Genomic DNA, 25,960 nt, shown 5'->3' with positions numbered 1-25,960 from the left:
ACTGCATATTTCACAAATATACTTCAATTAAGTCTTATTTAATAAATAAAAACTCTATTAGTCATCATATTCGATTCAGTTAATCTATAGTTTGTGAAAAATGTTTTGCGTATCACTTCACAGCTCTTCAGTCGAATACAGCATACCTGTGTAGCGCAAAGAAATCTTAATAGATTACTAACGCGATTACTTACACTGAAACTGCGTTTTGCTCTGCGCAGCTTTCCGTGACGGCTGTGCTCGACCGAACAACTGTCTCCGAACTGCTGTTGCTGGCAAATGTGTGAGGGTTGAAATGTGGTACAGTGAGCGTCTTCTCGGAACAACTGCCCTTGCGGGTCTCGCGTTCGCCTGCCTGTTCAGCCTTCAGGTGGAACGGGTGAACGCTCAGACAGTTATTACTGGCACCATCAACAATCCTCCCTTCACAATTAATGGCACAAATGGATTGCGCATCGGTCAAAACGGCTCTGATGGAACACTGAATGTGTTCAGTGGAACGACAGTACCCATCGGGCAACTGGTAGAGATCGGTGTTGCAAATGCAAACGGCACACTGAACGTTTATCAGGGTGCGTCAGTCACGCAGTCGGGAAATTTCGTATTCATAGAAGTTGGAAACGGTTTCAACGAGGGAACTATAAACCTCTATGAGAGCGGCCAGCTTTTTGCACCAACTGGCGACATTGTGTTGGAAGGTCAGGGAACCATCAACATTGGTGGGGAAGAAAACGCAGCTGCACGTTCCGCCGGCTACCTCAGGGTAGACGACATTTACATGCTAAACGGCTCAAAGATTGTGATTAACACCACGAGCTCCGGTGGAAATCATCTTATGGCAGATCTGGTCTCTGTCTCATCGGGTTCAGGCGAGGTCCTTTTTGAAAACGGCACCACTCAGATAACGAATAATAACAGCCGGTTTTCTGGCAAAATGTTCTTTGAGGAAAACGCGACAGCCGTCTTCACCGGAACCAACGCGGTAGGAAATGCAGATCTCGACTTTGTCGGCGGCAAAATGGTGACTATTGGCAGCACAACGGTCAACGGCGATATTGAAGTCACTAATGTAGGTGCATTGAATGACGCCACATTCGAAACCTCCAATAGCAACTTAACTCTTGCTGGAGACATCATCGGCACCGGCAAGGTTCGGTTTGAGGGCAATGGCATCACCACGCTGACAGGCAACAACACCTGGACCGGCGGGGCCGATATTGATGGCACAGAGGTTGTTTTCTCCAGCGCCTCCAATCTTGGCAGTGGCCCGATCGAGCTCAACAACGGCCACCTCACCTTCAACGGAACGACTGCCACGGTCAACAATCTGTTTGATCTGGATGGTACCTCCTCCATGGAAGTTGGGTCTGGCGATACGCTCACCGTCAGCAATGACATCTCCGGTTCAGGTCGCTTGAAGAAACTGGGTGACGGAACCCTCGTTTTGGGTGGTACGGGCAGCAATTTCAGCGGTGGGTTGGATCTGGCTGACGGAACTGTTCAGTTTGGGAGCGCAGCCAGTATCGGCTCCGGCCATATCATATACTACGGCGGTGATCTGAGTTTTGTTTCCGGCTCAGATGCGACCATTTCCAACACATTTGAGATGCACAACAACGGCACGCTTGATGTGCAGTCCGGGCGTACTCTCACAATCACAGGCAACATCGTCAACGGCGGCAGCTCACCCGGCAAGCTGACCATCGGCTCTGGTGGTACGGTCAATCTGCAGGGAACCAACACCTTCTCCGGCGGCCTTGTGGTTCAGGAGAACAGTACTGTTGGTTTCTCGGATTCTGATGACCTAGGCAGCGGCACTGTTGAGCTGGACAACGGCAACCTCACCTTCAACGGAACAACGGCGACCATCAGCAACCTGATTGATCTGGACGGCACATCCTCCATGACCGTCGGGACCGGCGATACGCTGACTGTCAGCAATGATATCAGCGGTTCGGGCCGCCTGAAAAAGTTCGGTGATGGCACACTCGTTCTTGGTGGAGCTGGCAGCAGCTTCAGCGGTGGTTTGGATCTGGCTGAAGGTACTGTTCAGTTTGGCGCAGCAGCCAACATCGGCACTGGAAACATCATCTATTACGGCGGTGATCTGAGCTATGTTTCCGGTTCAGATGCTACCGTTGCAAATACATTTGAAATGCACAATGACGGCACGCTTGATGTGCAATCCGGGCGCACGCTCACCATCACAGGTAACGTTATTGATGGTGGAGGCTCGCCCGCAACACTGACCATCGGATCTGGCGGCACAGTCAATCTGAGAGGGTCTAACACCTTCTCCGGCGGTCTTGTCATTCAAGAGAACAGTACGGTTGGCTTTGCAGACTCCAATGATCTGGGCACAGGTGATATTGGTCTGGACAGTGGCAACCTGAGTTTCATTGGGACATCTGCGACGATCACCAATAATCTTGAGCTGTTTGATGACAGCACGATTGATCTGCAGTCTGGCCGCACGCTGACCATTTCAGGCAATATCACAGATGGTGATGGCACACCTGGCGGGCTCACTATCGGATCTGGCGGCACAGTCAATCTGGGCGGAACCAACACGTTTACCGCTGGCCTCACCGTTCAGGAAAACAGCACAGTCGGCTTCACCAGCGCTAACAACCTTGGCACGGGCGACATTACGCTGGACAATGGTAACCTCACCTTTAACGGCACCACCGCAACGATCGCCAACGGCTTCGACCTGACTGGCACCTCCGCCATAACAGTTGGCTCCGGCGATACACTCACCGCCAGCAATGACATCAACGGCACCGGCCGTCTGAAAAAGCTGGGCGCAGGCACACTGGTGCTCGGCGGCACTGGCAGCAGCTTCAGCGGTGGGCTGGATCTGGCAGAAGGCACCACACAGTTTGAAGCAGCAGCCAACATCGGCAGCGGCACCGTTCTCTTTTATGGCGGTGATTTGAGCTATGTTTCTGGCTCAAACGCAACCATTACTAACAACATTGAGATGCACAACGACGGCACGCTTGATGTACAGTCTGGGCGGACCCTGACACTAACGGGCAACATCACCGATGGCGGCGCCACACCGGGCACCCTCACCATTGGGTCTGGCGGCACAGTCAACTTGCAGGGCGACAACAGTTTCTCTGGTGGTCTCATCGTTCAGGAAAACAGCTCCATTGAGTTTACAGATCCGGACCGCCTTGGCCTTGGCACGACAACTCTCAGCAATGGTAACCTGCTTTATCAGGGCGTAACCGACGTCATTCTTTCACGCCTTGCGCTGGCCAATGGCACAAGCAACACGATCGATATTGATGATGCTTCAGTAAACCTTGAAATCTCTTCCAACCTTTCCGGTTCAGGCAACCTCTCAATCGACGGCGGTGAGATCATTACTCTTTCAGGGACCAACAGTTCCTGGACAGGTGATTTTTCAATTACCGATGCGCAACTCATGTTCAACGCAGCAGAGAACATCGGCAACGGCAATGTCGGTATCACACTCAACTCTTCAACCCTGACCTACACAGGCGGTGGGACTGTCACCATCAATGAGCTTGCATTTTCCGGCACAGGTAACGTGGTCGGCACAACAGATGTTGTCGGGCAGATCAATATCATGTCCGGCCTGACGGGCTCTGATCAGGTGACATTCATTGGCCCGGGTGAAGTGAACCTGCTGGGCGACAACTCCGGCTACACCGCTGATATCGAGATCGCTTCCGGTACGGTTGGTCTGGAGGGCTTCTCCGCTTCAGCCATCGGTTCCGGCGATGTGATCATTGACGGTGGCACCCTGTTCTATCTGGGCACAGGTAATGAGACTGTCGACACGACCAAGCTGCAACTCAGAAACAATGACAACACCATTGATATGGCCAATACAGGTGCCACCCTCACCTGGACTGGTAACACAGCTCCGGGTGGAGGAAACTTCGTCAAGAACGGAGCAGGCACCCTTATCCTTTCAGATGGCACCAAGTCTCTGGTAAATGCCCGAATTCATGGCGGCACACTGCAGATTGGTACTTCAGCAACGGACACATCTATTCTGGACGGCAGCTTGACCGTCGTCTCAGATGGCACACTCTCCGGATATGGCGAGGTTACTGACAACGTCGTTCTGGATGGTGGTGTTCTCTCTCCCGGTGCTTCCTTTGGTACGATCACGGTAGGCAGCCTGAGTGCAACCACCAACGGGGGTACTCTTGATATGGAGGTCGGCTCAGACCCGGACACAGGTGCGGCCAATACAGATCAGATCATTGTGAGCGCAGGCGGTTCCGTTGATGTCACTGACATGACCCTAAATCTCATCAGTGTTTCGGGCCCAACACCCGTGAAGATTGGCGACGAGTTCGTCATAATCGACAATCTCTCAACTCCGGGAACCCAGCCCGTAACCGGTACTTTCGATGCCGTCAATCACGACATGTTTATGCTGGACGTCAACGTGCTCTACGGCATTCCGGGTGATGACAACGACGTTGCAATCCAGTTCATCCGCAGTTCCAACAACTTCAATGGTCTGGCAACAACGCGTAACGAACATTCCGTCACGCTGGCGCTGGATACCATTAGCGAAAGCGGTGATCTGTTCACACACCTCGCTCCAATGAACAACGCGCAAATCAAGGCGCTTCTTGATCCCCTCTCCGGTGAGATCAATGCGTCAACCCGAGCAATCCTGCTGGCTGACAGCCGCTTCCTAAGGCAAGCCGTGAATGACCGGCTCTACCAAGCTCACAGCGCCTTCGCCTCCAAAGTGGATGATGACATGGTGACCCGCATCGTCGGTGACTTTGAGATGTGGGGTCAGGTCTACGGCAGCTGGGGTGAGTTCTTCTCTGACGGCAACGCCCGCACCACAGGCAGAAGCGTCGGCGGTGTTCTGGTCGGTGTTGATGCGACCTACTTCGATATGGTGCAGCTGGGTGTGGTTGCTGGCTTTGGCCGCACATCCATCGATATCAGCTCCATTGATGCGTCTTCAGACAGCGACAGTTACAGCGTGGGTGGCTATGCAAGCGCCAATCCGATCGGCGATGTCAAACTACGCGGCGGTGTTGCCGGTACTTGGTACAACATTGCAACCGATCGTGATGTGGCCCTCTTTCCGGAAGAAACCCTTTCAGCTGATCAGTTTGCCGGTTCCGTTCAGGTCTTTGGTGAGCTCGGCTACACGTTGGAAAGCACCTACGGCAATCTGGAACCTTTCGCTGGTGTTGCCTACGCTTATCTCACCGGCCCTGGCTTTAATGAAAGCGGCGGTGCCGCAGCCCTGAAGGCCGACAGCCAGTCCAACTCCCTCACCTTCCTGACACTTGGAACACGCGGCGAGTTTGATCTTTCCAACTACCTTTACGGCGACACCAGTTTCGTCGGACTGGCCGCCTGGCAATACGCCTCCGCTGAAACACTGGACTATACCCAAAGCTTCATCGACAGCGGCAACCCGTTCACCGTGGCCAGTGTCCCAATCGCCCGCAACGTCGCCCTGATCGAAACCGGCCTCCAGTCCAACCTCACTGAGTACATCCAGCTCAACGTCAACTACTACGGCCTCCTCTCTGACGAAGCCGTAGACCACGGCGCCAACGCAAGACTGTTTGTGCAGTATTGAGCGGGGACATGAGCAAAAAAGAAGCTTAGGTCCCTGTTTCAATGCCTACCCAATCAACTCCTCCTTCTTCCCATCAAACAGGCACACTCGTTCCATATCAACGGAAAACACCATGCTCTCCCCTGGGTTACATGCGAACAAGGGGGATACTCTGGCTTTGGCGGGGTGGCCGGCTAGGCGGAGGAGGCAGAGGGTGTCGGCGCCGGTGGGTTCCAGGAGTTCGACGTCGCATTCGATCTGTGGGGTGTTGGCGGCTGCAAAGGCGTTGTGGGTGATCATTTCGGGGCGCAGGCCGAGGATGACCCTAGTGTTTTCGCGCGGCTCCAGTTGCTTTGAAGCGGGCAGAGGGAGGAAATAGTCTTTAGGCTCGCCTTTCAGAGCAGCTGGGAGGATGACGCCAAGTTGGTCATCCTGCTTCACCAGATCCACTTTGACAAAGTTCATGGGCGGTGCGCCGACGAAGCCGGCGACGTACATGTTGGCGGGTTTGCTGTAGATCTCCTGCGGTGTACCGATTTGTTGGATTATGCCGTCTTTCATGATGGCGATGCGGTCTGCCAGCGTCATGGCCTCGATCTGATCATGGGTCACATAGACCATGGTGGCCTTGAGGGTCTGGTGGAGTTTCTTGATCTCGGTGCGCATTTCGCCGCGCAGTTTGGCGTCCAGATTGGAAAGCGGTTCGTCAAACAGGAAGATCTTTGGACGACGTACCAAAGCGCGGCCCATGGCAACGCGTTGACGCTGACCGCCTGAAAGTTGCGCTGGTTTGCGGGCAAGCAGATGCTCAATCTGCAGCATGTTGGCCACTTCGTGCACGGCGGCTTTGCGCTCAGCCTTGCTGATCCTGCGCATTTCCAGACCAAACGCGATGTTGCGCTCCACGGTCATGTTTGGATAGAGCGCATAGCTTTGGAACACCATGGCGATGTCGCGGTTCTTGGGATGGACGTCGTTGACCACTTCCCCATCCAACCGGATTTCACCGTCCGCGATGGGTTCTAGCCCTGCGATGATGTTGAGCAGTGTAGACTTTCCGCAGCCGGAGGACCCGAGCAGGACGAGAAACTCACCGTCTTTCACATCAAGGGAGATGTCTTTCAGAACTTTTATTGAGCCAAAGGACTTGGACGCATGTTCGATGGATATGGTCACCATATATGAGCCTCTAGCCTTTGACTGCGCCAGCGGTGAGCCCGCGCACGAAGAACCTGCCAGCGATGATGTAAACAACAAGGGTCGGCGCTGCGGCGATGAGGGCGGCGGCCATATCCACGTTGTACTGCTTTACGCTGGTGGTGGAGTTGATGAGATTGTTGAGCGCCACGGTCACCGGCTGCGCTCCGCCGGAGGTGAAGCTGGCGCCGAAGAGGAATTCGTTCCACACCTGCGTGAACTGCCAGATTACCGAGACCACGATGATGGGCACGGAGAGCGGAAGCATGATGTGCCAGAAGATGCGGAAGAACCCTGCCCCGTCCATGGTGGCCGCCCGCACCAGCTCTTGGGGCACGGACACATAATAGTTGCGGAAGAACAGTGTGGTGAAGCTGATGCCGTAGATGGTGTGCACCACAATCAGGCCGGTGATGGAGTTGGCGATGCCCAGAAACCCAAGGGTCTGGGCCATGGGCAAAATCACGATCTGAAACGGAATGAAGCAGCCGAACAGCATCAGCGCGAAGATGATGTTGGCGCCGCGGAAACGGAAGAGTGACAGAGCATAGCCGCTCAAGGCGCCGATCAGGGTTGAGATCACCACTGATGGCACGGACATGATCACCGAATTGAGGAAGTACGGGCGCAGGCCCTCACAGCGCACACCAATGCAGGCACTGGACCATGCCTCGCGCCAGGCGGTGAAGTTGAGCTCGTGGGGCAAATCCAACAGAGCACCTGCGCGGATTTCAGCCAGATCCTTCAGGGAGGTGGAGAGCACCACATAGATTGGGCCCAGATAGAGCACGGCGGCGGCGAGCAGCAGGGTCCAGATGAAGAGACGACCAAGCAGGTAGCGCTTGCCACTGGCGCCGGGGAGTGTTTTGGGTTCAGCCATGGCGCTTTGCCCTCAACTCGGAATAAAGATAGGGCACGATGATTGCGGCCACAGTGGCCAGCATCATCATGGCGGAGGCTGCGCCAAGCCCGATCTGATTGCGGCGGAAAGCCATCTCGTACATGAAGTTGGCGGGCAGTGTGGAAGAATAGCCCGGACCGCCGTTTGTCAGCGCCACCACAAGGTCAAAGCTCTTGATGGACAAGTGCGCCAGAATGACGAAGGCGGAGAGGAACACAGGCCGCAGGGATGGCAGGATGATGCCGAAGTAGATGCGGGTGGTGCTGGCGCCGTCCAGATGGGCCGCGCGGATGATGTCCTCATCGACAGTGCGCAGAGCGGAGAGGAACAGGGCCATCACGAAGCCGGAGGCTTGCCAAACAGCGGCGAGGACCACCACATAGATTGCCATATCGCGGTTGACGATCCAGTCGAACTGAAAGCTCTCCCACCCCAATTGTTGCATGTAGCTTTCGATGCCGAGGGACGGGTTCAGGATCCATTTCCACGCGGTGCCGGTGACGATGAAGCTGATCGCCATGGGGTAGAGATAGATGGTGCGCAGCGCCCCTTCCGCGCGGATGCGCTGGTCCAGCAGCACGGCCAACACGCAGCCGATGGTGATGGCGAACAGGATGTAAAGACTGCCGAAAATCAGCAGGTTATGGAAGGCCACGTTCCAGCGGTCCATGGCCAGTAAGCGCACATATTGCTGGATGCCCTGAAAATCGAAGGTGGGCAGCATGCGGGAGTTGGTGAGCGAGATGAAACCCGTCCACGCGATGAACCCATACACGAAGAACACGATGAGCAGGAACGGCGGACCAACGACCAGCTGCGGCAAATATCGCTGCAGTCTGTCCAGAACAGACATCTGCTTGCGCTGCTGGGGGTTGGACATGGGGCTCTCTTTGCTCAGTGCTGGTTTGGGTGTCAGTGCCTACGCTTTACTCTGACTGCCCTTGGGAAATCAATCTGCTAGGATTACGGTCTCGGCAAGCTTTTCGACAGCTTCCTGTGAAGACATGTTGGTGTTGAAGTGCTCCGTCACCACATCCAGAAAGGCACCGCGCACCGCGCCGGACTGTACCAGCTCATGGGCGATGGAGCCGACAACAGTGTCGCGGGCTTCATTGAGCACCAGATCCTCGCTGGATTTCATGGCGCACTCGTCAAAGCCCTCCAAACTGACGCCCAGTCTGGCGGGGATGGAGCCTTTCAGCAGGTTGAACTCCTTCTGCACGTCTTCATACAGCAACATGGAGGCCATCAACTGCTGGCCTTTCTGTTGTTCTTCGTCAGAGACCTGGAACATGGCGAAGCTGTCGGAGTTGATGATGTAGCCGCCACTGGACGGAGCTGAAACGCAGATGAAGTCCTCACCGTACTTGAGGCCTGCGGTCAGAAACTCCGCCTTGGCCCAGTCGCCCATGATCTGCATAGCCGCTTCACCGCGCATCACCATAGCGGTGGCAAGGTTCCATTCGCGGCCCGGAGCGCCCGGGTCCACATAAGTGCTGAGCTTGCGCATCTGGTCGAACACCTTGATCATGGTGTCAGAGTGCAAGGCCTCCTGATCCAGATCCAGATAGACCTGCTTGTAAAAATCCGCCCCGCCGATACCCAGCAGCACCACCTCAAACAAGGTTACGTCTTGCCAGGGTTGGCCACCATGGGCCAGCGGAATGAAGCCAGCGGCTTTGATCTTTTCAGCGGTCTTGTTGAACTCATCCCATGTTTGCGGAGGTGTGACGCCTACCTTGTCGAGCACCTTGGGATTGGCCCAGATCCAGTCCACGCGGTGAATGTTCAGCGGCACAGCCACATACTCGCCCTGATACTGCACGGTCTCTTTCAGAAGGTCTGGCAGTAGTGCGTCCCAGTTTTGCTCGTCTGCCACTGCGTTGAGGCCTTCCAGCGCGCCAACAGCGGCCCACTCCTTGATGTTCTGGCCTTTGACCTGCGCCACGGAGGGCGGCACACCGGCCAGCACGCGGGCGCGCAGAACGGCGGCCATGGCATCACCACCACCGCCAGCCACGGGCGCATCATCCCATACGCCGCCGCGGGCTTCAAAGGCGTGTTTCAGCGACAACGCGGCGCGCGCCTCCCCGCCAGACGTCCAGAAATGCAGAACTTCAGCTGTCGGTGCGGCCTGCGCGGTTATGCTACTGAGTAAAACAGCAAGTGCGACCAAGCTGAGACGCTGGCTGCCCATTACATTCTCCCGATGGATGGTCAGAGGACGCTTCTAGCAAACTCTTTCTTCAATTTATCTCGTATAAACACACAATCCAATGAACTTGCACGTGCAAGACAACCTGACGCATACACATTCCTCTCGCCGCGGCCAAATGTTTTGTTATACAGCACTGGGCCAGAGTGAGCTGGTTGGGATTGAAATGGGTACACCGAGGTATGATGCTCTCGAACAAAACACTGCTGATTGTTGACGATGATGAGGAAATCGCCAGCCTGACGGCAGACTTCCTGAAAGATCGTGGGTACACCGTGTTCACCGCAAACTCGGCGGAAGAAGCCATGGAGCTTCTGGACACCAACCACATCGATCTGATGGTTCTGGACATCATGCTGCCGGGAGAAAACGGGCTGACCTTGTGCCAGCGCGTGCGCCAGACCTCCAAGATGCCGATCATCATCATCTCCGCCATTACCGGTGATACAGAACGCATTGTCGGGCTGGAACTGGGCGCAGATGACTATCTGGAAAAGCCGTTTAACCCCAGAGAGTTACAGGCCCGCATCTTTGCCATTTTCCGCCGCACGGAAGACGTTGAAACAGCAGCAGCGCCCAAAGCGCAGCGCTTTGAGTTCAGCGGTTGGAAGCTGGATGAAGCAACCCGCCACCTGACAGCGCCGGACGGTGTGCTGGTGCATCTCAGCTCTTCCGAGTTTGATGCTCTGCTGACTTTTGTGAAGTCACCGCAAAAGCCAATTTCCCGCGATACGCTAGGGCGTGTGCTGCGCGGTGCCAAGGTGGATTCCCATGATCGCAGCATCGATATTCTGATCAGCCGCCTGCGCAAAAAGCTGGCGCAAACTGATCCAAATACTGACTTCATCACCACAGTGCGCCATCAGGGCTATCTGTTTTCTCAAAGCGTAACGCGAGTGTAATGTGAGAGCACCGGAAAGAGCGTGGCCGTGTCAGGACTGATCCTGAGCATCCTTCCCAGATCACTTGAACGCCGTATGGTTGTGGTTCTCATCACCGCCGTACTGTCGATCTTTGTGGTTCTGGGACTTACGCTCAATGCCTACAACAGCAGAGAGCTGGCGCTCGCCAACTCCTTTGAGGCCGGTGCTGAACTGAGCCAATACGTTCGCTCGTCTATACTGGGTAGCACCGCGCCAGCACCCTTTGCGGGTAAGTATCTGCAAGTGGTTGAAGCTGGCAAACCAGCACTTTCTGGCGATGCCTCGTCTCTTCCGTTGACCATTGATGATGATGGCATAGAACTGATCGCCGAACTGGTGTTTACAGGCACGTTGCCTCGGGCAGACCTGATCACGCGCGACCAGTCCAATCCAACCTATCAGCTTGATAATCTGGGCACTTTTGCGCAGGCCGTCACACGACAGGACAAGGCTGTTCAGCTTTACCTGACCTTGCCGGATGGACAAGGCAGCCGTCTGATCAGCTTCCCGAAACTGTGGCAGGACCGGATGACAGAGCCGGTGCTCTTCATCCTCGCAGCCCTTTGCATCACGCTGGTGTTCGTGCTGGCCCGCAGCCTCGTGCATTACACAGCTGCGCCTTTCCGGTCCCTCGCCAAGTATGAGCGCGCAGAGCTGAAACCCTGGGATACGGAGGAAGCCGTCGCCCTGCAGGATACGCTGGTGCGAGAGCAGGAAGCCCGGGCGCAGCTGCTAGAAGAGCAAAAGCGGATGCTGGCCTCCATCAGCCATGATCTGCGCACACCCGCTACCCGTTTGCGCCTGCGGTTGGAGCAGATCGAGTCCACGTCACTGCGCAATCGCATGCTGCATGATGTGGAGGAGATGACCCGCCTCATCGCAGCTTCCCTTGATTTTCTGCGGTTCAACGCCCTGCTGGAAGAGCCACAGCAGCTCTCGCTCGCCGCGCTGCTTCAGTCGCTTTGTGATGATTACATGGACACTGGCAACGATGTTGTCTTCGTGCCTCAGCGCCACAAAATGACGGACCAGAGCCGCAACATTTTCGGCGGTGGCGGAGAGGTTGAACTGGAAGTGGAAGGCCGCGCCGTCATGAATGGCCAGCCCACCGCTTTGCGCCGTGCCTTCAGCAATCTCATTGATAATGCACTCAAATACGGCGGTGCGGCCACGGTAGAAATGCAGAACCTTGAGAATGATCAGCTGCTTGTTTCCATCAGCGATCCCGGCCCCGGCATTCCGCCTCATCTTCATGAGAAGGTGTTTGAACCGTTCTTCCGCAATGACAGTGTGGAACGCACCCGCTCCTCCAGCGTGGGCCTTGGCCTGTCCATAGTCAAGCAGATCATCAACGCCCATGGCGGCGAGATCAGCCTTGGCGAAACGACAGAAGGCAAGTTCTGCATCTTCGTAAAACTACCCCGCGAACTTTAAAGAATCACAGCCTGCGTAGTTTTCCTCATCTCACCCTTCATTTTGGGGAAAGATCTGCAAAAACAACCTGTAATGTAACAAGTTGAAACATCAGGTTTGCCGAGTGACCAGTTTCATGATTTCCCTAGGACATCATTTAGAAATCCGCCTTTAAAAGCGGAGAGTGCTCTCACTGCATTTGGGCAGTGGGGCCGGACTATAATGGAGTACAGGATGAAAGCGCTATTCATTGGCCAGTCCTACATCGACGTAACCTTTTTGTCAGAGACCATGCCGGAAGGCGACGAAAAGGCGATCGCGCAGGATTATGCAGTCAGCTTCGGCGGCAACGCCGTTACCGCAGCTTTTGTTTGCGCAAAGCTGGGCATCGCGCCAGACCTGCTGTGCTCCATGGCAGACGACTGGCTCTCCCGCATGTTCCGCGATATGGCCGCGAAGTACTCCATTCCGATCCATAGCTGTAAGGTGAAAGAAAGCTCTCTCTCCTTCATCATGCCAAAGGATGGCAAGCGCGCGATTGTCCGTTGTCGTGACAACGATTTCCTGCATCCGTTCCCGGACCTGAACCTTGCTGGCTGCCAGGCGCTGCATGTTGACGGCCACATCCCACACGCTGCTCTGCACTACGCCAAACTGTGTCGCAAGCACGGTATTCTAACCTCTCTGGACGGTGGTGCGGTTCGTGAGAACACCGAGGAGCTGCTCGATTACATCGATGTGGCGATTGTCTCTGAACTGTTCTGCGAGCAGCTTGGCAAATCTCCGGAAGACACGCTGGAATACCTGCGCGCCAAAGGCGTGAAAGTGGGCGGCGTGACACAGGGCGAGCAAGGTCTGCTGTGGTACGAAGACAAATGCCCGATCAAACGCCAGCCAGCGCTGAAGGTGCCTAAGAACCGCGTCATCGACACCAACGGTGCGGGCGACACCTTCCACGGTGCCTATGTTTACGCGTATCTGGCTGATCCAAAAGGCAGCTGGGAAGATCACTTCAAAACCGCCCGTGCAGCTTCTGCGCACGCCATTCAGTTCCTCGGCAACGAAGCATCTTTGCCAACCGTTCTGGACCTGGACAACGTGCAGAAGAACTTCCCTGCAGGCGATGAGTGATATGAGCGCTGATCAACCTGTAAAAACCGCTCTGGTGGGCTTTGGCGTTTCCGGCCAAAGCTTCCACGCGCCGCTGCTGACCTTTGTTGACGGCATTGAGCTTGCAGCCGTTGTTTCCAGCAAGCCGGATCTGGTTAAGAGCAAACTGCCGGACTGCACGCCCTACACCTCGTTTGAAGAGGTGCTGAAGCTGCCGGAGATCGAGCTAGTCGTTCTCAGCCTGCCCAACACGCTGCACTACGATCATGCCAAGAAGGCACTGCTCGCTGGCAAGCATGTGGTGGTTGAAAAGCCATTCACCATCACCAGTGCAGAAGCCAAAGAGCTAATTGAGATTGCAGAGCAGAAAGACCTGAAGCTCTCCGTCTATCACAATCGCCGCTTCGACTGTGATTTCCTGACGGTTCAGGACCTGATGGAAACAGGCCGCCTCGGCAAAGTGCACTCATACCTGTGCAACTACAATCGCTACCGCCCGGACATCAAAGGCCGCTGGCGCGAGCAAGATATCCCCGGTGCGGGCATTCTGTATGATCTGGGCGCCCATGGCATCGATCAGGCGCTCTGCCTGTTTGGCACGCCGAAGTCGGTTCAGGCGAAACTGCGTGTTCAGCGCAAAGATGCCGCAGCAGTGGATCACTTCCACCTGGTGCTCGGCTATGACGACTGTGACGTCATCCTGCACGGCAACTGCCTCAGCACCGAGCAAGGCCCGCGCTTTCAGGTGAGCGGGGATAAAGCCACCTACATCACCTATGGTATGGACCCGCAAGAGGACATGCTGAAGGCCGGTGGCGGACCAGCCCGTTCTGACTGGGGTGTTGAAGCGGAAGACGACTGGGGCGCTCTTTATGACGAGGCAGGTGAAGGTACACCTGTACCAAGCCAGAAAGGTGGCTATGAGCGCTTCTACGCTGGTATGCGGGATGCGATCCGCCGCGGTACCGCAGTACCCGTCTCCCCTCACGCTGCCATGCAGACCATCCGCATCATTGAGGCCGCTTACCTGAGCGACAAAGAGACCAGAACAGTCTTCCTCTGACTTCGAAATCAGACCTGTGGCAGCCCCGTGCTGCCGCAGGTTCCTTCCTTTGCGGTTCAGAACATAAGCGCGCAACGAAACGCGCTTTGAACGCACATTTCACATAGCAACGCACTAAAAAACGATGGACCAAATCCGGTGCTCTGAAGGCGTCTTCAGGTGCGGATGCAGTCGGTTTCTGTCTGTTACAATCTGACTTTGAGCAGTTTGCGGGCAAAACAGCGTGAAAAACTTGGCCTGTAATGTATCAAGCTGTTGTTACAAACCTGTTGCAAATGCGTAAGGGCACGCTCTGATCCGCATGTAATTCCAAGATATATATTAGTATAGAACTCAAACTAATCTTTCTTACAGATCTAATAGATTAGACCTGAGTTTTATAAGTAAGTCATTCTCTATGTAATGAGAAATATTTCCCTTTGTAACAATTCGTAACACCTCGTAACACTAGTCTTTTTACGTATTGTTGCGCGGCCTCGCCCAAATGATCCTCGCGTAAAAATCGCCTCTTGTCCTTTCAAGACTTAGTCGAAGCTTAAGAAGGCGCGCATTCACCTAATATAATCGGGAGATAAAACGGTGAAGGATCCAAAAAACAAATTTTCCATCAATTTGCCTTTGAAGGGCATTGTTCAGGCTGTCACCGACCTGCCCGATCCGGTGTTTGCCGAAAAGATGATGGGTGATGGCGTTGCCATCGACCCGATCGACAATGTTCTTTACGCCCCATTTGCTGGTCAGATAACTCAAATTCATAATTCACACCATGCAGTTACGTTGCAGCAAGGCGACGTTGAACTGCTGATGCACATCGGCCTCGACACCGTCGCTCTGAAAGGCCGTGGCTTCGAGTTGCACGTCGCTGAGGGAGATCAGGTCGAGCAAGGTCAGCCACTTATCACCTTCGACGCCGACGTCATCGCCCGCGAATGTGTTTCCGTCCAGTCCGCAGTTGTTATCACCAGCGGTCAGGAAATCACCCCAGTTACTCCCCTTGGCAGCGTCCAGACAGACCTTAATCAGGTCGTCTTCACCGTCCCAAGCAGCAACGATCCTCAAGGCACATTCGCCCCTGTGCAGGACACTGCCATAGAGCCAACCGGCCCTGCGATCACCGGCTCCATCAAGATCCCAAATGCCACCGGCTTGCATGCCCGTCCAGCTGCTCGCCTGGCTGTTGAAGTGCGCAAAGCCGATGCAAAAGTGACCTTCACCGTCAACGGCAAAACCTGCAGCGGTTCCTCAGTCACCGGCATCATGTCCCTGAAAACAAAGCTGGGTGATACGCTGGAAATCGAAGCTGTTGGACCGGATGCACAACAGGTTGTGGCTGATGTTATCGCCGCTGTGAAGGCAGGTCTTGGCGAAGAAATCACCAGCTTCTCTGAAGCCCCACAGCAAGAGGTTGAGGAAGAAGCGCCGCTGCTTCAAGTCAAGTCTGGCGAAGAAGGCGTTCTCATTGGCTTCACCGCATCACCGGGCCGCGCCATCGGCAAATTGGTCAAGCACAACAAAGCTCTACCGGAAGTCACCAGCGAAAGCATCGGCGCTGCTGAAGAGCGTGCAGCCTTCAAAGCTTCCGTTAAATCTTCCATCGCAGACCTGCAAAGCATCATTGATCGCCTGACCAAGAACGGTCAGGAAGAGCTGGCAGAAGTCTTCAACGCTCACATCGAGTTACTCTCCGATCCGGAACTCTCCGAAAAGCCATTGGCCGACATCGCCAAGGGTCAGGGCGCAGCCTGGAGCTGGAAGCTGGCCTATGAGGCACAAGCAGAAACCCTCGCCAAGATGGACGACCCTCTGCTGGCAGGCCGCGCTGCCGACGTGCGCGACATTGGCCTGCGCGTTTTGAAGAAGCTGCTCGGCGTTGATGATGGTAGTGAAATCCTCGAAGAAGGTACGATCCTCCTTCAGGAAGACATCACACCATCCGAAATCGTTGCACTGGACCTGACCAAGATCGTCGGCCTGTGCACCACTCACGGCGGCTCTTCCTCTCACGCAGCTATCATCGCGCGCTCTAACGATCTGCCTTATCTTGTCAACGTTGAAGACGCCATGAAGGATCTGGCAGACGGCACCGTTCTGCTTCTGGATGCCAAACGCGGCAAGATCAAAGTTGCCCCGACAGACGCAGAGCAAGCGGCCTTCACCAAGAAGATCGAAAATGCTGCGAAACAGGCTGAAGAATACCAGCGCGACGCGCATAAACCAGCTATCACCAAAGACGGTTTTCAGGTCGAAATCGCAGCCAACATCGGCAGCGTAGAAGACGCCGAAAAGGCTGTTGCAGCCGGTGCTGAAGCCGTTGGCCTACTACGCTCTGAGTTCCTCTACATGGAGCGTCTCAACGAGCCAACCGAAGAAGAGCAAGCCGATAAAGTTGGCGCAATTCTTGAGGTTATGGGCAAAGAGCGTCCTGTCATCATCCGCACACTGGATGTGGGCGGCGACAAGCCTCTGCCATACCTGCCAATGCCGCATGAAGAAAACCCGTTCCTCGGTGTACGCGGTGTTCGCATAGGCATCGAGCGCCCAAGCATCCTGCGCCGTCAGGTCCGCGCGATCCTCTCTCAGGCTCACAAGGGCCACACTCGCATCATGTACCCAATGATCAGCGCCCTGGACGAGCTGCGTGCCGTCAACGCACTGGTGCGTGAAGAGCAGAAAAACCTCGGTGTTGAGCACGTTGAAGTCGGCATCATGATCGAAGTGCCATCCGCCGCCCTCATGGCCGACAAGCTGGCGCAGGAAGTCGACTTCTTCTCCATCGGCACCAACGACCTCACCCAATACGTCATGGCCATCGACCGCGGCCACCCAGGCCTCGCAGCCCGTGCAGATGCCCTGCACCCAGCCGTTCTGCGCATGATCGAGCTCACCGTTAGAGCCGCAGAAGACGCAGGCAAATGGGTTGGCGTATGTGGCGGTCTCGCCAGTCAGATTGAAGCCGTACCGATCCTCATCGGCCTCGGCGTTAAAGAACTTTCCGTCAGCGTACCTGCGCTGCCGGAAGTGAAACACACAGTTCGCACTGTATCCATGGAGGAGTCCCGCAAGCTCGCGCAAGCAGCTTTGGACTGCGCGGATACCAGTGACGTGAAAGATCTCCTCAAGTCACACCAGTGATGCAGGAGTAAATGTGGGAGTTGGCGTTCCAGACGGGAATGCCTAACAAAATCAGGGGGCATGGCGTGTTCGCACACCATGCAACTCTGGGGGAAAAACAATGAGTACATTCTCAAACGCATTTGGTGCCTTACAAAAGGTTGGTAAGTCCCTGATGCTGCCAGTGTCGGTTCTTCCAGCTGCTGGTATCCTTCTCGGCGTCGGCGCTGCTGACCTGCCGTTCATTCCGGAGTTCATCAACCATCTGATGGCGCAGGCTGGTGGTTCGATCTTCGGCAACCTGCCAATCATCTTTGCAGTTGCTGTTGCTCTTGGCTTCGCGAAAAACGACGGCGTAGCCGGTCTTGCTGCTGTGGTTGGCTACGGTGTTCTTCTGGCGACAATGGGCGTTGTTGCAGAAACACTTGCCATCGAAACCAAACCGATCCTCGGCATCACGTCCATCGATACCGGCGTGTTCGGCGGCATCCTCGTGGGCGCGCTGGCCGCGTTCATGTTCAACAAGTTCTTCCGCATCAAGTTGCCGGATTATCTGGGCTTCTTCGCTGGTAAGCGCTTTGTTCCGATCATCACAGCATTCGCCTGTATTTTCCTCGGCGTTATCCTGTCGTTCGTATGGCCTCCAATCGGTGGTGCCATCAACGCATTCTCCCGTTGGGCTGCTGAAGAAAACCCAGAAGTTGCGTTCTTTATCTACGGTGTGATTGAACGTGCGCTGATCCCATTCGGCCTGCACCACATCTGGAACGTTCCATTCTTCTTCGAAGCAGGTTCCTACATCGATCCGGCAACCGGTCAGGCCGTCACCGGCGAAATCCAGCGCTACCTTGCTGGTGATCCGACTGCTGGTAACATGGCTGGTGGCTACCTCTTCAAAATGTGGGGTCTGCCTGCTGCTGCACTGGCAATCTGGCACTGCGCGAAGCCTGAAAACCGCACCATGGTTGGCGGTATCATGATCTCCGCAGCGTTGACCTCCTTCCTGACAGGTATCACCGAGCCAATCGAATTTGCGTTCCTGTTCGTTGCGCCAGTTCTTTACATTGCACACGCAATTCTGGCAGGTGTTGGCTACTCTTTGATGATCATGCTCGGCATCAAGCACGGCATGACCTTCTCACACGGCTTCATCGACTACGTTCTGCTTTACCCACTCTCCTCCAACGGCTGGATGCTGGTCGTGTTTGGTCTGGGCTATGCGGCTCTGTACTACGCTGTGTTCCGTGTTCTCATCGTAGCTCTGAACCTGAAAACACCTGGCCGTGAAGCTGCAACTGAAGCATCTGCTGCTGTTGCCTCCGGTGATGAAGACGCAATGTCCGCAGCACTGGTTAAAGCCTTCGGCGGTGCAGACAACATCACCAATCTGGACGCCTGCATCACCCGCCTGCGCGTCAGCACAGCTGATGTTTCCAAGGTTGACGACGCTGCCCTGAAAGCCCTCGGCGCCCGCGGTGTGATCCGCGTTGGCAACGGTGCACAGGCCATCTTCGGCACTGCCTCTGAGAACCTGAAAACCGACATGGAGATCTACCTGCAAGGCGGCGGTGCTTCCGCAAAACCAGCAGCAGAACAAGCTCTCGATGCAGCCGCGATCTTTAGTCAGCTTGGCGGCAAGGATAACGTGGTAGCTGTTGAAGCTGTGGCAAACACCCGCGTGCGCGTTGAACTGCGCGATATCGCTGGTGTGTCCATGCCGGACCTGTCCCAGGCAGGTGTTCAGGTCATGAAAGCCGGAGACAAAGCGCTCCACCTCATCGTTGGCGAAAAGTACACCACCCTCGCCAAGGATCTCTCTGCTCAGATCTAACTGACAGAGACCCAAGGTGCCTTTGGAGGTTTACCCTCCTCCCGAACCTTCAGAGGCACCGCCACCCAAAGCAGCACTCCCCGCCCGGCGAGTGCTGCTTTTTTCCATTCCAATGTAGTAATCGACTGCTGTTCATTTCACAGCAGAGAAGCGAACATAAAAATCAGATGTATCGCGCAGAAAGCAAATCATCTGAGCATTTGCTTATTTTCTGATCTATCAACTTGATCAATAAAAAGTATGACACGAACTTAGCCTATATCGTCTTAAATCTATTTTTTCCTATGAAGCAGCCCCACAACTAACTCCTATTATGCAGGCGATGGTGAAAAATATAGCCAAGTAGCGTGTAAACCCACCGCCGGAAGAGCAAAGGTACTGAAGGCCACAATCTCTACATAAGCTATTAGCAAAGCTCAAATAATGCAGACGAGAAATGGTGAAATGCTGAACCTAGAGCTTGGACATGGAGTAGCTTAATGACTGGGATTTAGATGCTCTCACCGATAGCCAAGACCCAACTACCTACACAGCCTTGTCCCCTCAGCTGATCGGAGGGCGGATGACTTTGCCTTTTTCGTTGATGACCTGGACGCTTGCCCATTGTTCGACGGAGAACAGGGATTTCCATTTTTCTTCAACGCGAGCGCGGCTCACGTTTGCATCTGAGAAGTTGGCGTTGGTGAGGTCGGCATCGTCGAAGACGCTGTCGGCCAGTAAGCAGTAGCTCAGGTCAGGTCCGTTGGCGGCAAGCTTGCCAGCCAGAGGGCCGCTGTTCTTCATGCCGCGGAAATAGGCACCGCTTAGATCCAGCTGGATGCTCTGGTCTTTCTTCTTGAGTAGTTTCTTCAGTTCAGAAACTTTTTGAATGGAAGCAATCAACTCCCCACGTGCCCGGGCGTGTTCTTTACCAGCCATCAGGTTTGCACGTTGCGATGAACTGGCACTGCGAATATGCGCGGCCAGAAGCTGAAGGACATCTTGATGGTGTTCTTTCGGATTGGATTTTGCGATCTCGGAGAGGATCACAATACCCGCTTCACGCAGCGCGCCATTGCCAGATTCAAGAAGCTCAGCCGCTTTGGTGAACTGCCCCAGCACGTAATTTCGCCGTGTTGCTTTCACAGCGGCAAAAGCGGAGCTGGCAATGTAAGCGAGCAATAAGAACGCAGGAATCGCAACAAAAACGGTAAATAACGCACTTAAACCCGCAGCAACGTTATAAAACACCGATGTCTGCTCAATCGGAGTATATGGCACCCCTTTTGGCACCGGCAACTCACCGCGGAACATCTCGATCTTACCACCAGCCAGTACCACAAGGTTTCGAACCATCGAGTACTCATCGGGGATAAGATTGAGGTAGTCGCAAATCAGGTAGGCCGGGATGGTGAGAAAACCGAGGGTGACCAGCGTTACGGCAATACGGAAACTATACTTCATTGAAATGAAACCTGTCTAAAAATCAAACGTTACCAATGGCATGCCTGACGCAGTGGCGGCAGCATTTCGCGAAGGTTTGCCAGGTCAAAGAGGTAGGCGCGTGAACCATCATCCGAGAGGACATCAAACTGCACCCGGTCCACCTGAGCCCATCGGTTGATATGCGCGATGCTGGTTAAGCCGCGCGGACTGATCAAAACACGTTTGCTTTCCGCGCTCTGCCACACATCATTGTCGATACGCTGCTCCCTCAACAACACCCGGATCGGAATCCGTCGTTTGGCATGCGGTTCATCCAGCACCAAGGCGACCGTTGTGATGTCTTCAACGCAGGATAACAGCAGGATCGCAGAGGGTTGGTCATGCCTTTCATCAACTGATTTCAGCGCTTTCATACTGAGATAGACATTGGTTGCCCCCGGCTCGATCACCGGTTGCTGCCCCTCCCGCGTGCTGAGCGCCTGTGTTTTTTCTGGCACGACACCTTCACGAGACTTAAGTGTCTTTTCAGGCTGCTTTGCTTCCTGAATATCCTCCCACTCAAAGACGGCTGGGTAGCCGATTTTGCCGAAGCGGAACATCCAGTTGGAGTTACCAGTCCGGCGCATTCTTTCCATTGCTTTTGCTTGTTGCTCCAGAGGGCCTGCAGGCGCATTTACTTTTTCGACAAACTCCGCTTGCGGCTCAGCCGCAGAAAGCACTTCCAGGGGCGTACCAAGCAACTGATCAAAGCACGATAAACGATCAACGCGCCCCAGTGTCATCGTGCATTGTTTAAGCGCCTGCTGGTCAATCTGAATGGTTTCAGCTGAAAGAGGATGCATTGTAGCCAGCAATCCCACGAGCGCAGCACTTGCAGAATAACGATGAAATCTATTCGTACTCATGATCAAACCCCACCGTTCGATAGTTTGAAGCTGCTGAGTTTGTTTGCCAAAGTTCGCTTTGGGATTTGCAGGAAGTCAGCCATTTTCCGCCGGTCGCCATCAAAGCGAGAGTAGGCATTGCTCAACAGTCGGTGCTCGAAATCAGAAAGAACCGTTCGAAGTCCTTTTTCAGCCAGCATCAGTTCTTCAGTTTCGCCTTGCGGCGCAGCCTCATTGCTCTGAACAGTTGGAGCACACGTTATCTGCTCATCCATGGCCTGCCGCAGCATGGTGCCTGTGATTTCATCGGCTCCAAAAGCAAGGAAGACGGCTTTGATCATGCAGTTCTGAAGTTCGCGAACGTTGCCTTTTAGCTCAGCAGCTTCCAGCAGTGACATAGCTTCAGAACTCAACGTCTTTGGCGTATCTCCCTCACTCACTGCGATTTCCTGAAGGAAGTAGCGGGCAAGGTGAACACTGTCGCCGTCACGCATACGCAGTGGCGGCACCTCAATGGCAAGCTGGGAGATGCGGTAAAATAAGTCAGCGCGGAACTTGCCCTGCTCAATAGCCTCTCGCAGATTGACATGAGTTGCGCACACAAGACGGAAGTCGACAGGCTCATCTTTGTCACTGCCCAAGGGCCGAAGCTTTTTCTCCTGCAAAATTCGGAGCAGTTTCACCTGCAGATCCATGGAGAGATCGCCGATTTCATCCAGAAACAGAGTGCCACCCGAGGCGCGTTTTACAAGGCCATCTCTGCTTTCCATTGCCCCGGTAAAGGCACCTTTTTTGTAACCGAACAGCTCACTTTCAATAAGGTTTGCAGGCAGGGCCGAAATGTTCTCAGCTATGAACGGCCCGTCAGCGAACTGAGACAGACGATGCAAAGAGCGGGCTACAATTTCTTTACCAGAACCCGTCTCTCCTTGCACCAGTATCGCATACTTGGTTTGCGCAAACTGAGCGATCTTCTCTCTGACTTGAACGATTTGCGGAGACCGTCCGACAAGGCTTTCAGAGAGCATTGCATCCACCTGCCCCTTTTGCACTTTCGATTGAACTGCTTGCGTTTCGCCATCTTTCTGCAGTGTATCCAGTGAATTCAGAAGAAGAGAAAGATGGAAATACGAGTGCCACAACACGTGCATTGCGGCGTGGTCTTTTTGAAGCGTTGTGATGCTTGCTGAAGGCATCAGCAAGAAAACATAGACCTGCTGATGCGTGTTGTTTCGTTCTGCACTCTCCAGCAAGAGGCGATGCCCAATGAGTGAACCATGTCGGCAGAAGAGTGCTTTGCTCAAGCCTTGTGTTTTCGCCTCATGAAAGGGCTCAGTCTGCAAAGCATCCAGAACTCCATCACGCTCCGTACCAACTTCATTCTCAAGCTCTGGCAGTCGGCTTACTGGTAAGCCACCATCGCAAGCAAAAGGGACTAATTTGCGACCTGTAACATCCGGCAGATACACGGCAATTGCCTGAGCTTTGGTAGACTCCAGAATAGTCTTCAGGACCTTTGCACGCAGCTCATTTTCTGATCTGCATACCATGAAAGCCATAAGAGCGTCTGTTGTAGAGGATGTGTCCATACCCGCACCTCTATGCCTCTTCCAATATGTTTTCATCGGTTGGTTCAGCAATCGCATCTTCCTGGAAAACCGCAGAAAAAGAGAAACCGCCATCGTCTTCTGGAGAGTCGATGGTGATGGAAGCGATGTGCTCGCCGCGATGCCCCGCCTCCAGGATCTCAATGGAGAGAGTGGGGAGCAACTGGCGCTGGATAACCTGATCAACAAGTCGCGCACCGTTTGAGGCCACCCGGCACATTTGCGTCACGCGGCCATATGCAGCCTCGGTGATTGTGAGAGCTATCTTTTGGGTTTCTTTCAGCAGCTCAATAAGATCATCCAGACGCATCTGAACAATGTCGGCCAGCACTTCTTCAGAAAGCGGCATGTACACCAGAGGTTCCATGCGGGCCAAAAGCGCTGGTTTGAAATGTTGAGCAAACAGCGGAGTAAGAGACTTCAGCATTGAACCGTGGCTCGGCACCTGATCGTCTTCTGCATTTGCAACCCAGTTCTCAATCTGATCTGAGCCCAGATTGCTGGTCAGGAAGAACACCACATTGCGACAATCTATGAGGCGGCCTTCCCCGTCTGCCAGTTCTCCTTTGTCAAAGGCCTGATAAAACAAATTAAGGACGTTGGGGTCAGCCTTTTCAACTTCATCAAGCAGCACGACTGAGTATGGCTTCTTGCGAATGGCTTCCGTCAGAACGCCACCCTCGCCATAACCGACATAACCGGGAGGCGAACCAATCAGACGAGAGACTGTATGTCGCTCCTGATACTCAGACATATTGATGGTCGTGATGAACTCCTCGCCACCGAACAACCGGCGCGATACTTCCAGAGCAGTTTCTGTTTTACCGACGCCTGAAGGTCCAGCAAGGAAGAACACGCCCAACGGCTGACCTTTTTTATGCAGATCAAGCCGTGATGCACGCAACCGCGCTTCGATGGCATCAATCGCGTGGTCCTGTCCTTTGATAGCCTTCTTCATGGTTTCGGCAAGTGTCAGAAGGCGATGGTAATCATCCTGAACCATGGAGTTGACCGGAATGCCCGTCCAATCGCTTATAATGGCAGCAATTTCCGCAGAGCCCACTTCGACTGAAATGAGAGGCTCAGAACCGGCTTCCACTATCAGCACATTTTTGTGATTGGCGAGCAGAGCGCGGCCTTGCTCCAGTGTATCTTCTTCCAGCGTTTCCGGCTGTTTTTGGAACAAGTCTTCACGCGCAGAGATAAAGTTTTCAGCCAGCGCCACCTGCGCTTCAAGGCGAGATGATAGTTCCTGCTTGCGTTCTTCAAGATCATTGATCTGATCCGCAATTGCCTTCAGACGCTCCAGTTGCTCAGGCTCTAAAGGTGCCGTGAGCTGATCGCGCTCCAGGCCTTCCCTCTCCCAGCTCAGGGTTTGAAGGCTTTGCTCCACATCCTGCAGTTCTACTGGGGGAGTGTTGGCTCCAGCGCGCACACGGGCACAGGCTGTATCCAAAACATCAATCGCTTTGTCCGGCAGTTGGCGACCGGTGATGTAACGCGCAGCCAGCCGAACAGAAGCGCCAATAGCTTCTTCAGTGATGTAAACGCCATGCGCTTCTTCATAGGCCTTTTTGAGCCCGCGCATGATGATGATAGCCTCATCAATGGTCGGCTCATCCAGCTTCACCAACTGGAAGCGGCGAGTGAGTGCAGGGTCTTTTTCGAAGTACTTTTTGTACTCCGTCCAGGTTGTTGCAGCGATTGTTTTCAGCTCACCTCTGGCAAGGGCTGGTTTCAAAAGGTTCGCGGCATCAGAACCACCTTGGTCGCCCCCTGCCCCAATCAGAGTATGGGCTTCATCGATGAACAGAATGATCGGCTCAGCGCTGGACCGCACTTCATCGATCACGCCCTTCAAGCGCTTTTCAAACTCGCCTTTCATGGAAGCGCCCGCTTGCAGGGCACCTACATCCAGCCCCCATAGCGCGACATTGGCAAAGTCTTCAGGCACCTCGCCATTTGCAATGCGCAGTGCAAGCCCTTCAGCGAGTGCGGTTTTACCTACGCCTGCTTCGCCAACACAAATCGGATTATTTTTGCGACGGCGACACAGGATCTCAATAATCTGGCGGATCTCATTGTCCCGGCAGAAGATTGGGTCAATCTTTCCATCCTTCGCAAGCTGAGTGAAGTTGGTTCCGTATTTATGAAGAAATCCATCCGCCGTATCGCCTGCACTTGCAGCAGCACCCTGCCCGGCACGATGGTCCTTCTCAAATGACCCCGCAGTTAGCTCATCAAACTGCCGGAGCAAAGTGTCGGAGGATACGCGCTCAAGCAGCGGATAGTAATCCATCTGCATGTAACGACCGCGATCATTCAGCAGTGCAATCAGCACTGCCCCTGAGCGAACGGTCTTTTCACCTTGTTCGACGGAAGCGATTAGCCAGGCATCCTGCAGTAAATCCTGAAGCAGCGGCGAGAAGGTTGGTGTCCGGTCGGCTTCAACCCGACGATACCGATTGAACGTCGCACGAAATGCTTCGTTCAAAACGTCGACATCTACATTCTGGCTTTGTACGAGAAGCCTAAAATCTACTGCAGGTTGTGAAGCAAGAGAAATGAGGAAATGCTCAATTGTTACTTCCTGATGCGAGTTTGAAACGCACAGGCTAGCAGCTTCTTCAATTGCCTGCCGACAGCACGGGTTTAGACGCTCAATCAGCGCCTTGATTTCCAGTCGAGCCATACCC

General features: G+C 54.3%; 15 protein-coding genes. 7 read left to right on the top strand and 8 right to left on the bottom strand.

Features of this window, described 5'->3' with window-relative positions; genetic code table 11:
* Positions 1–295: 295 nt before the first annotated feature.
* A complete protein-coding gene (locus PSE_RS09125) occupies positions 296–5,605 on the top strand; it encodes an autotransporter domain-containing protein (RefSeq protein ID WP_014284573.1) in 5,310 nt (1,769 codons plus the stop codon).
* A gap of 45 nt (positions 5,606–5,650) precedes the next feature.
* Here the strand turns inward: PSE_RS09125 and PSE_RS09120 are convergent, their stop codons facing one another.
* From PSE_RS09120 to PSE_RS09105, 4 genes are all read right to left on the bottom strand, one after another.
* Positions 5,651–6,763, bottom strand: a complete 1,113-nt coding sequence (locus PSE_RS09120; RefSeq protein ID WP_014284572.1) for an ABC transporter ATP-binding protein — start codon at positions 6,761–6,763, stop codon at positions 5,651–5,653.
* A 10-nt stretch (positions 6,764–6,773) separates the two neighbouring features.
* Positions 6,774–7,661, bottom strand: a complete 888-nt coding sequence (locus tag PSE_RS09115; protein ID WP_014284571.1) for a carbohydrate ABC transporter permease — start codon at positions 7,659–7,661, stop codon at positions 6,774–6,776.
* Entirely contained in the window at positions 7,654–8,562 is a 909-nt protein-coding gene (locus PSE_RS09110) for a carbohydrate ABC transporter permease (RefSeq protein ID WP_008548294.1), read from the bottom strand. Before PSE_RS09110 ends, PSE_RS09115 begins: the two co-directional genes overlap by 8 nt.
* A gap of 69 nt (positions 8,563–8,631) precedes the next feature.
* Entirely contained in the window at positions 8,632–9,879 is a 1,248-nt protein-coding gene (locus tag PSE_RS09105) for an ABC transporter substrate-binding protein (RefSeq protein ID WP_014284570.1), read from the bottom strand.
* A gap of 200 nt (positions 9,880–10,079) precedes the next feature.
* Here PSE_RS09105 and PSE_RS09100 point away from each other — a divergent pair, with 200 nt between their 5' ends.
* From PSE_RS09100 to ptsG, 6 genes are all read left to right on the top strand, one after another.
* Entirely contained in the window at positions 10,080–10,799 is a 720-nt protein-coding gene (locus PSE_RS09100) for a response regulator (RefSeq protein WP_008548659.1), read from the top strand.
* 27 nt (positions 10,800–10,826) lie between these two features.
* Positions 10,827–12,254, top strand: a complete 1,428-nt coding sequence (locus tag PSE_RS09095; RefSeq protein ID WP_014284569.1) for a HAMP domain-containing sensor histidine kinase — start codon at positions 10,827–10,829, stop codon at positions 12,252–12,254.
* A gap of 213 nt (positions 12,255–12,467) precedes the next feature.
* The gene (locus tag PSE_RS09090; RefSeq protein WP_014284568.1) at positions 12,468–13,364 is read left to right on the top strand and encodes a sugar kinase; all 897 of its coding nucleotides are present in this window, start codon (positions 12,468–12,470) and stop codon (positions 13,362–13,364) included.
* Between the two features lies 1 nt (position 13,365).
* Complete coding sequence (locus PSE_RS09085; RefSeq protein WP_014284567.1) at positions 13,366–14,406, top strand: oxidoreductase; 1,041 nt, start codon at positions 13,366–13,368, stop codon at positions 14,404–14,406.
* 579 nt (positions 14,407–14,985) lie between these two features.
* The gene (gene ptsP / locus PSE_RS09080) at positions 14,986–17,538 is read left to right on the top strand and encodes a phosphoenolpyruvate--protein phosphotransferase (RefSeq protein WP_014284566.1); all 2,553 of its coding nucleotides are present in this window, start codon (positions 14,986–14,988) and stop codon (positions 17,536–17,538) included.
* Positions 17,539–17,638: 100 nt separating this feature from the next.
* Positions 17,639–19,348, top strand: a complete 1,710-nt coding sequence (gene ptsG / locus PSE_RS09075) for a PTS glucose transporter subunit IIBC (protein WP_014284565.1) — start codon at positions 17,639–17,641, stop codon at positions 19,346–19,348.
* Between the two features lie 543 nt (positions 19,349–19,891).
* On the opposite strand, the gene PSE_RS09070 is transcribed toward ptsG, so the two are convergent.
* Genes PSE_RS09070 through tssH form a run of 4 tightly spaced genes read right to left on the bottom strand, consistent with a single transcriptional unit; the run spans position 19,892 to position 25,956 of the window.
* Positions 19,892–20,791, bottom strand: a complete 900-nt coding sequence (locus PSE_RS09070) for a pentapeptide repeat-containing protein (protein WP_014284564.1) — start codon at positions 20,789–20,791, stop codon at positions 19,892–19,894.
* A 29-nt stretch (positions 20,792–20,820) separates the two neighbouring features.
* Positions 20,821–21,678, bottom strand: a complete 858-nt coding sequence (locus PSE_RS09065) for a type VI secretion system-associated protein TagO (protein ID WP_041768198.1) — start codon at positions 21,676–21,678, stop codon at positions 20,821–20,823.
* A 2-nt stretch (positions 21,679–21,680) separates the two neighbouring features.
* Positions 21,681–23,246 (bottom strand): sigma 54-interacting transcriptional regulator, encoded by a 1,566-nt coding sequence (locus PSE_RS09060; RefSeq protein WP_208998125.1) that lies wholly within the window; start codon positions 23,244–23,246, stop codon positions 21,681–21,683.
* Between the two features lie 10 nt (positions 23,247–23,256).
* Positions 23,257–25,956: a type VI secretion system ATPase TssH gene (gene tssH, locus PSE_RS09055; protein ID WP_014284561.1), complete on the bottom strand. Its 2,700-nt coding sequence runs from the start codon at positions 25,954–25,956 to the stop codon at positions 23,257–23,259.
* Positions 25,957–25,960: the final 4 nt, after the last annotated feature.

The sequence above is a fragment of the Pseudovibrio sp. FO-BEG1 genome, from assembly GCF_000236645.1.
Lineage (GTDB): Bacteria > Pseudomonadota > Alphaproteobacteria > Rhizobiales > Stappiaceae > Pseudovibrio.
The sequence above is the reverse complement of the archived record's forward strand: the minus strand, read 5'-3'. Positions and strand labels throughout refer to the sequence as shown.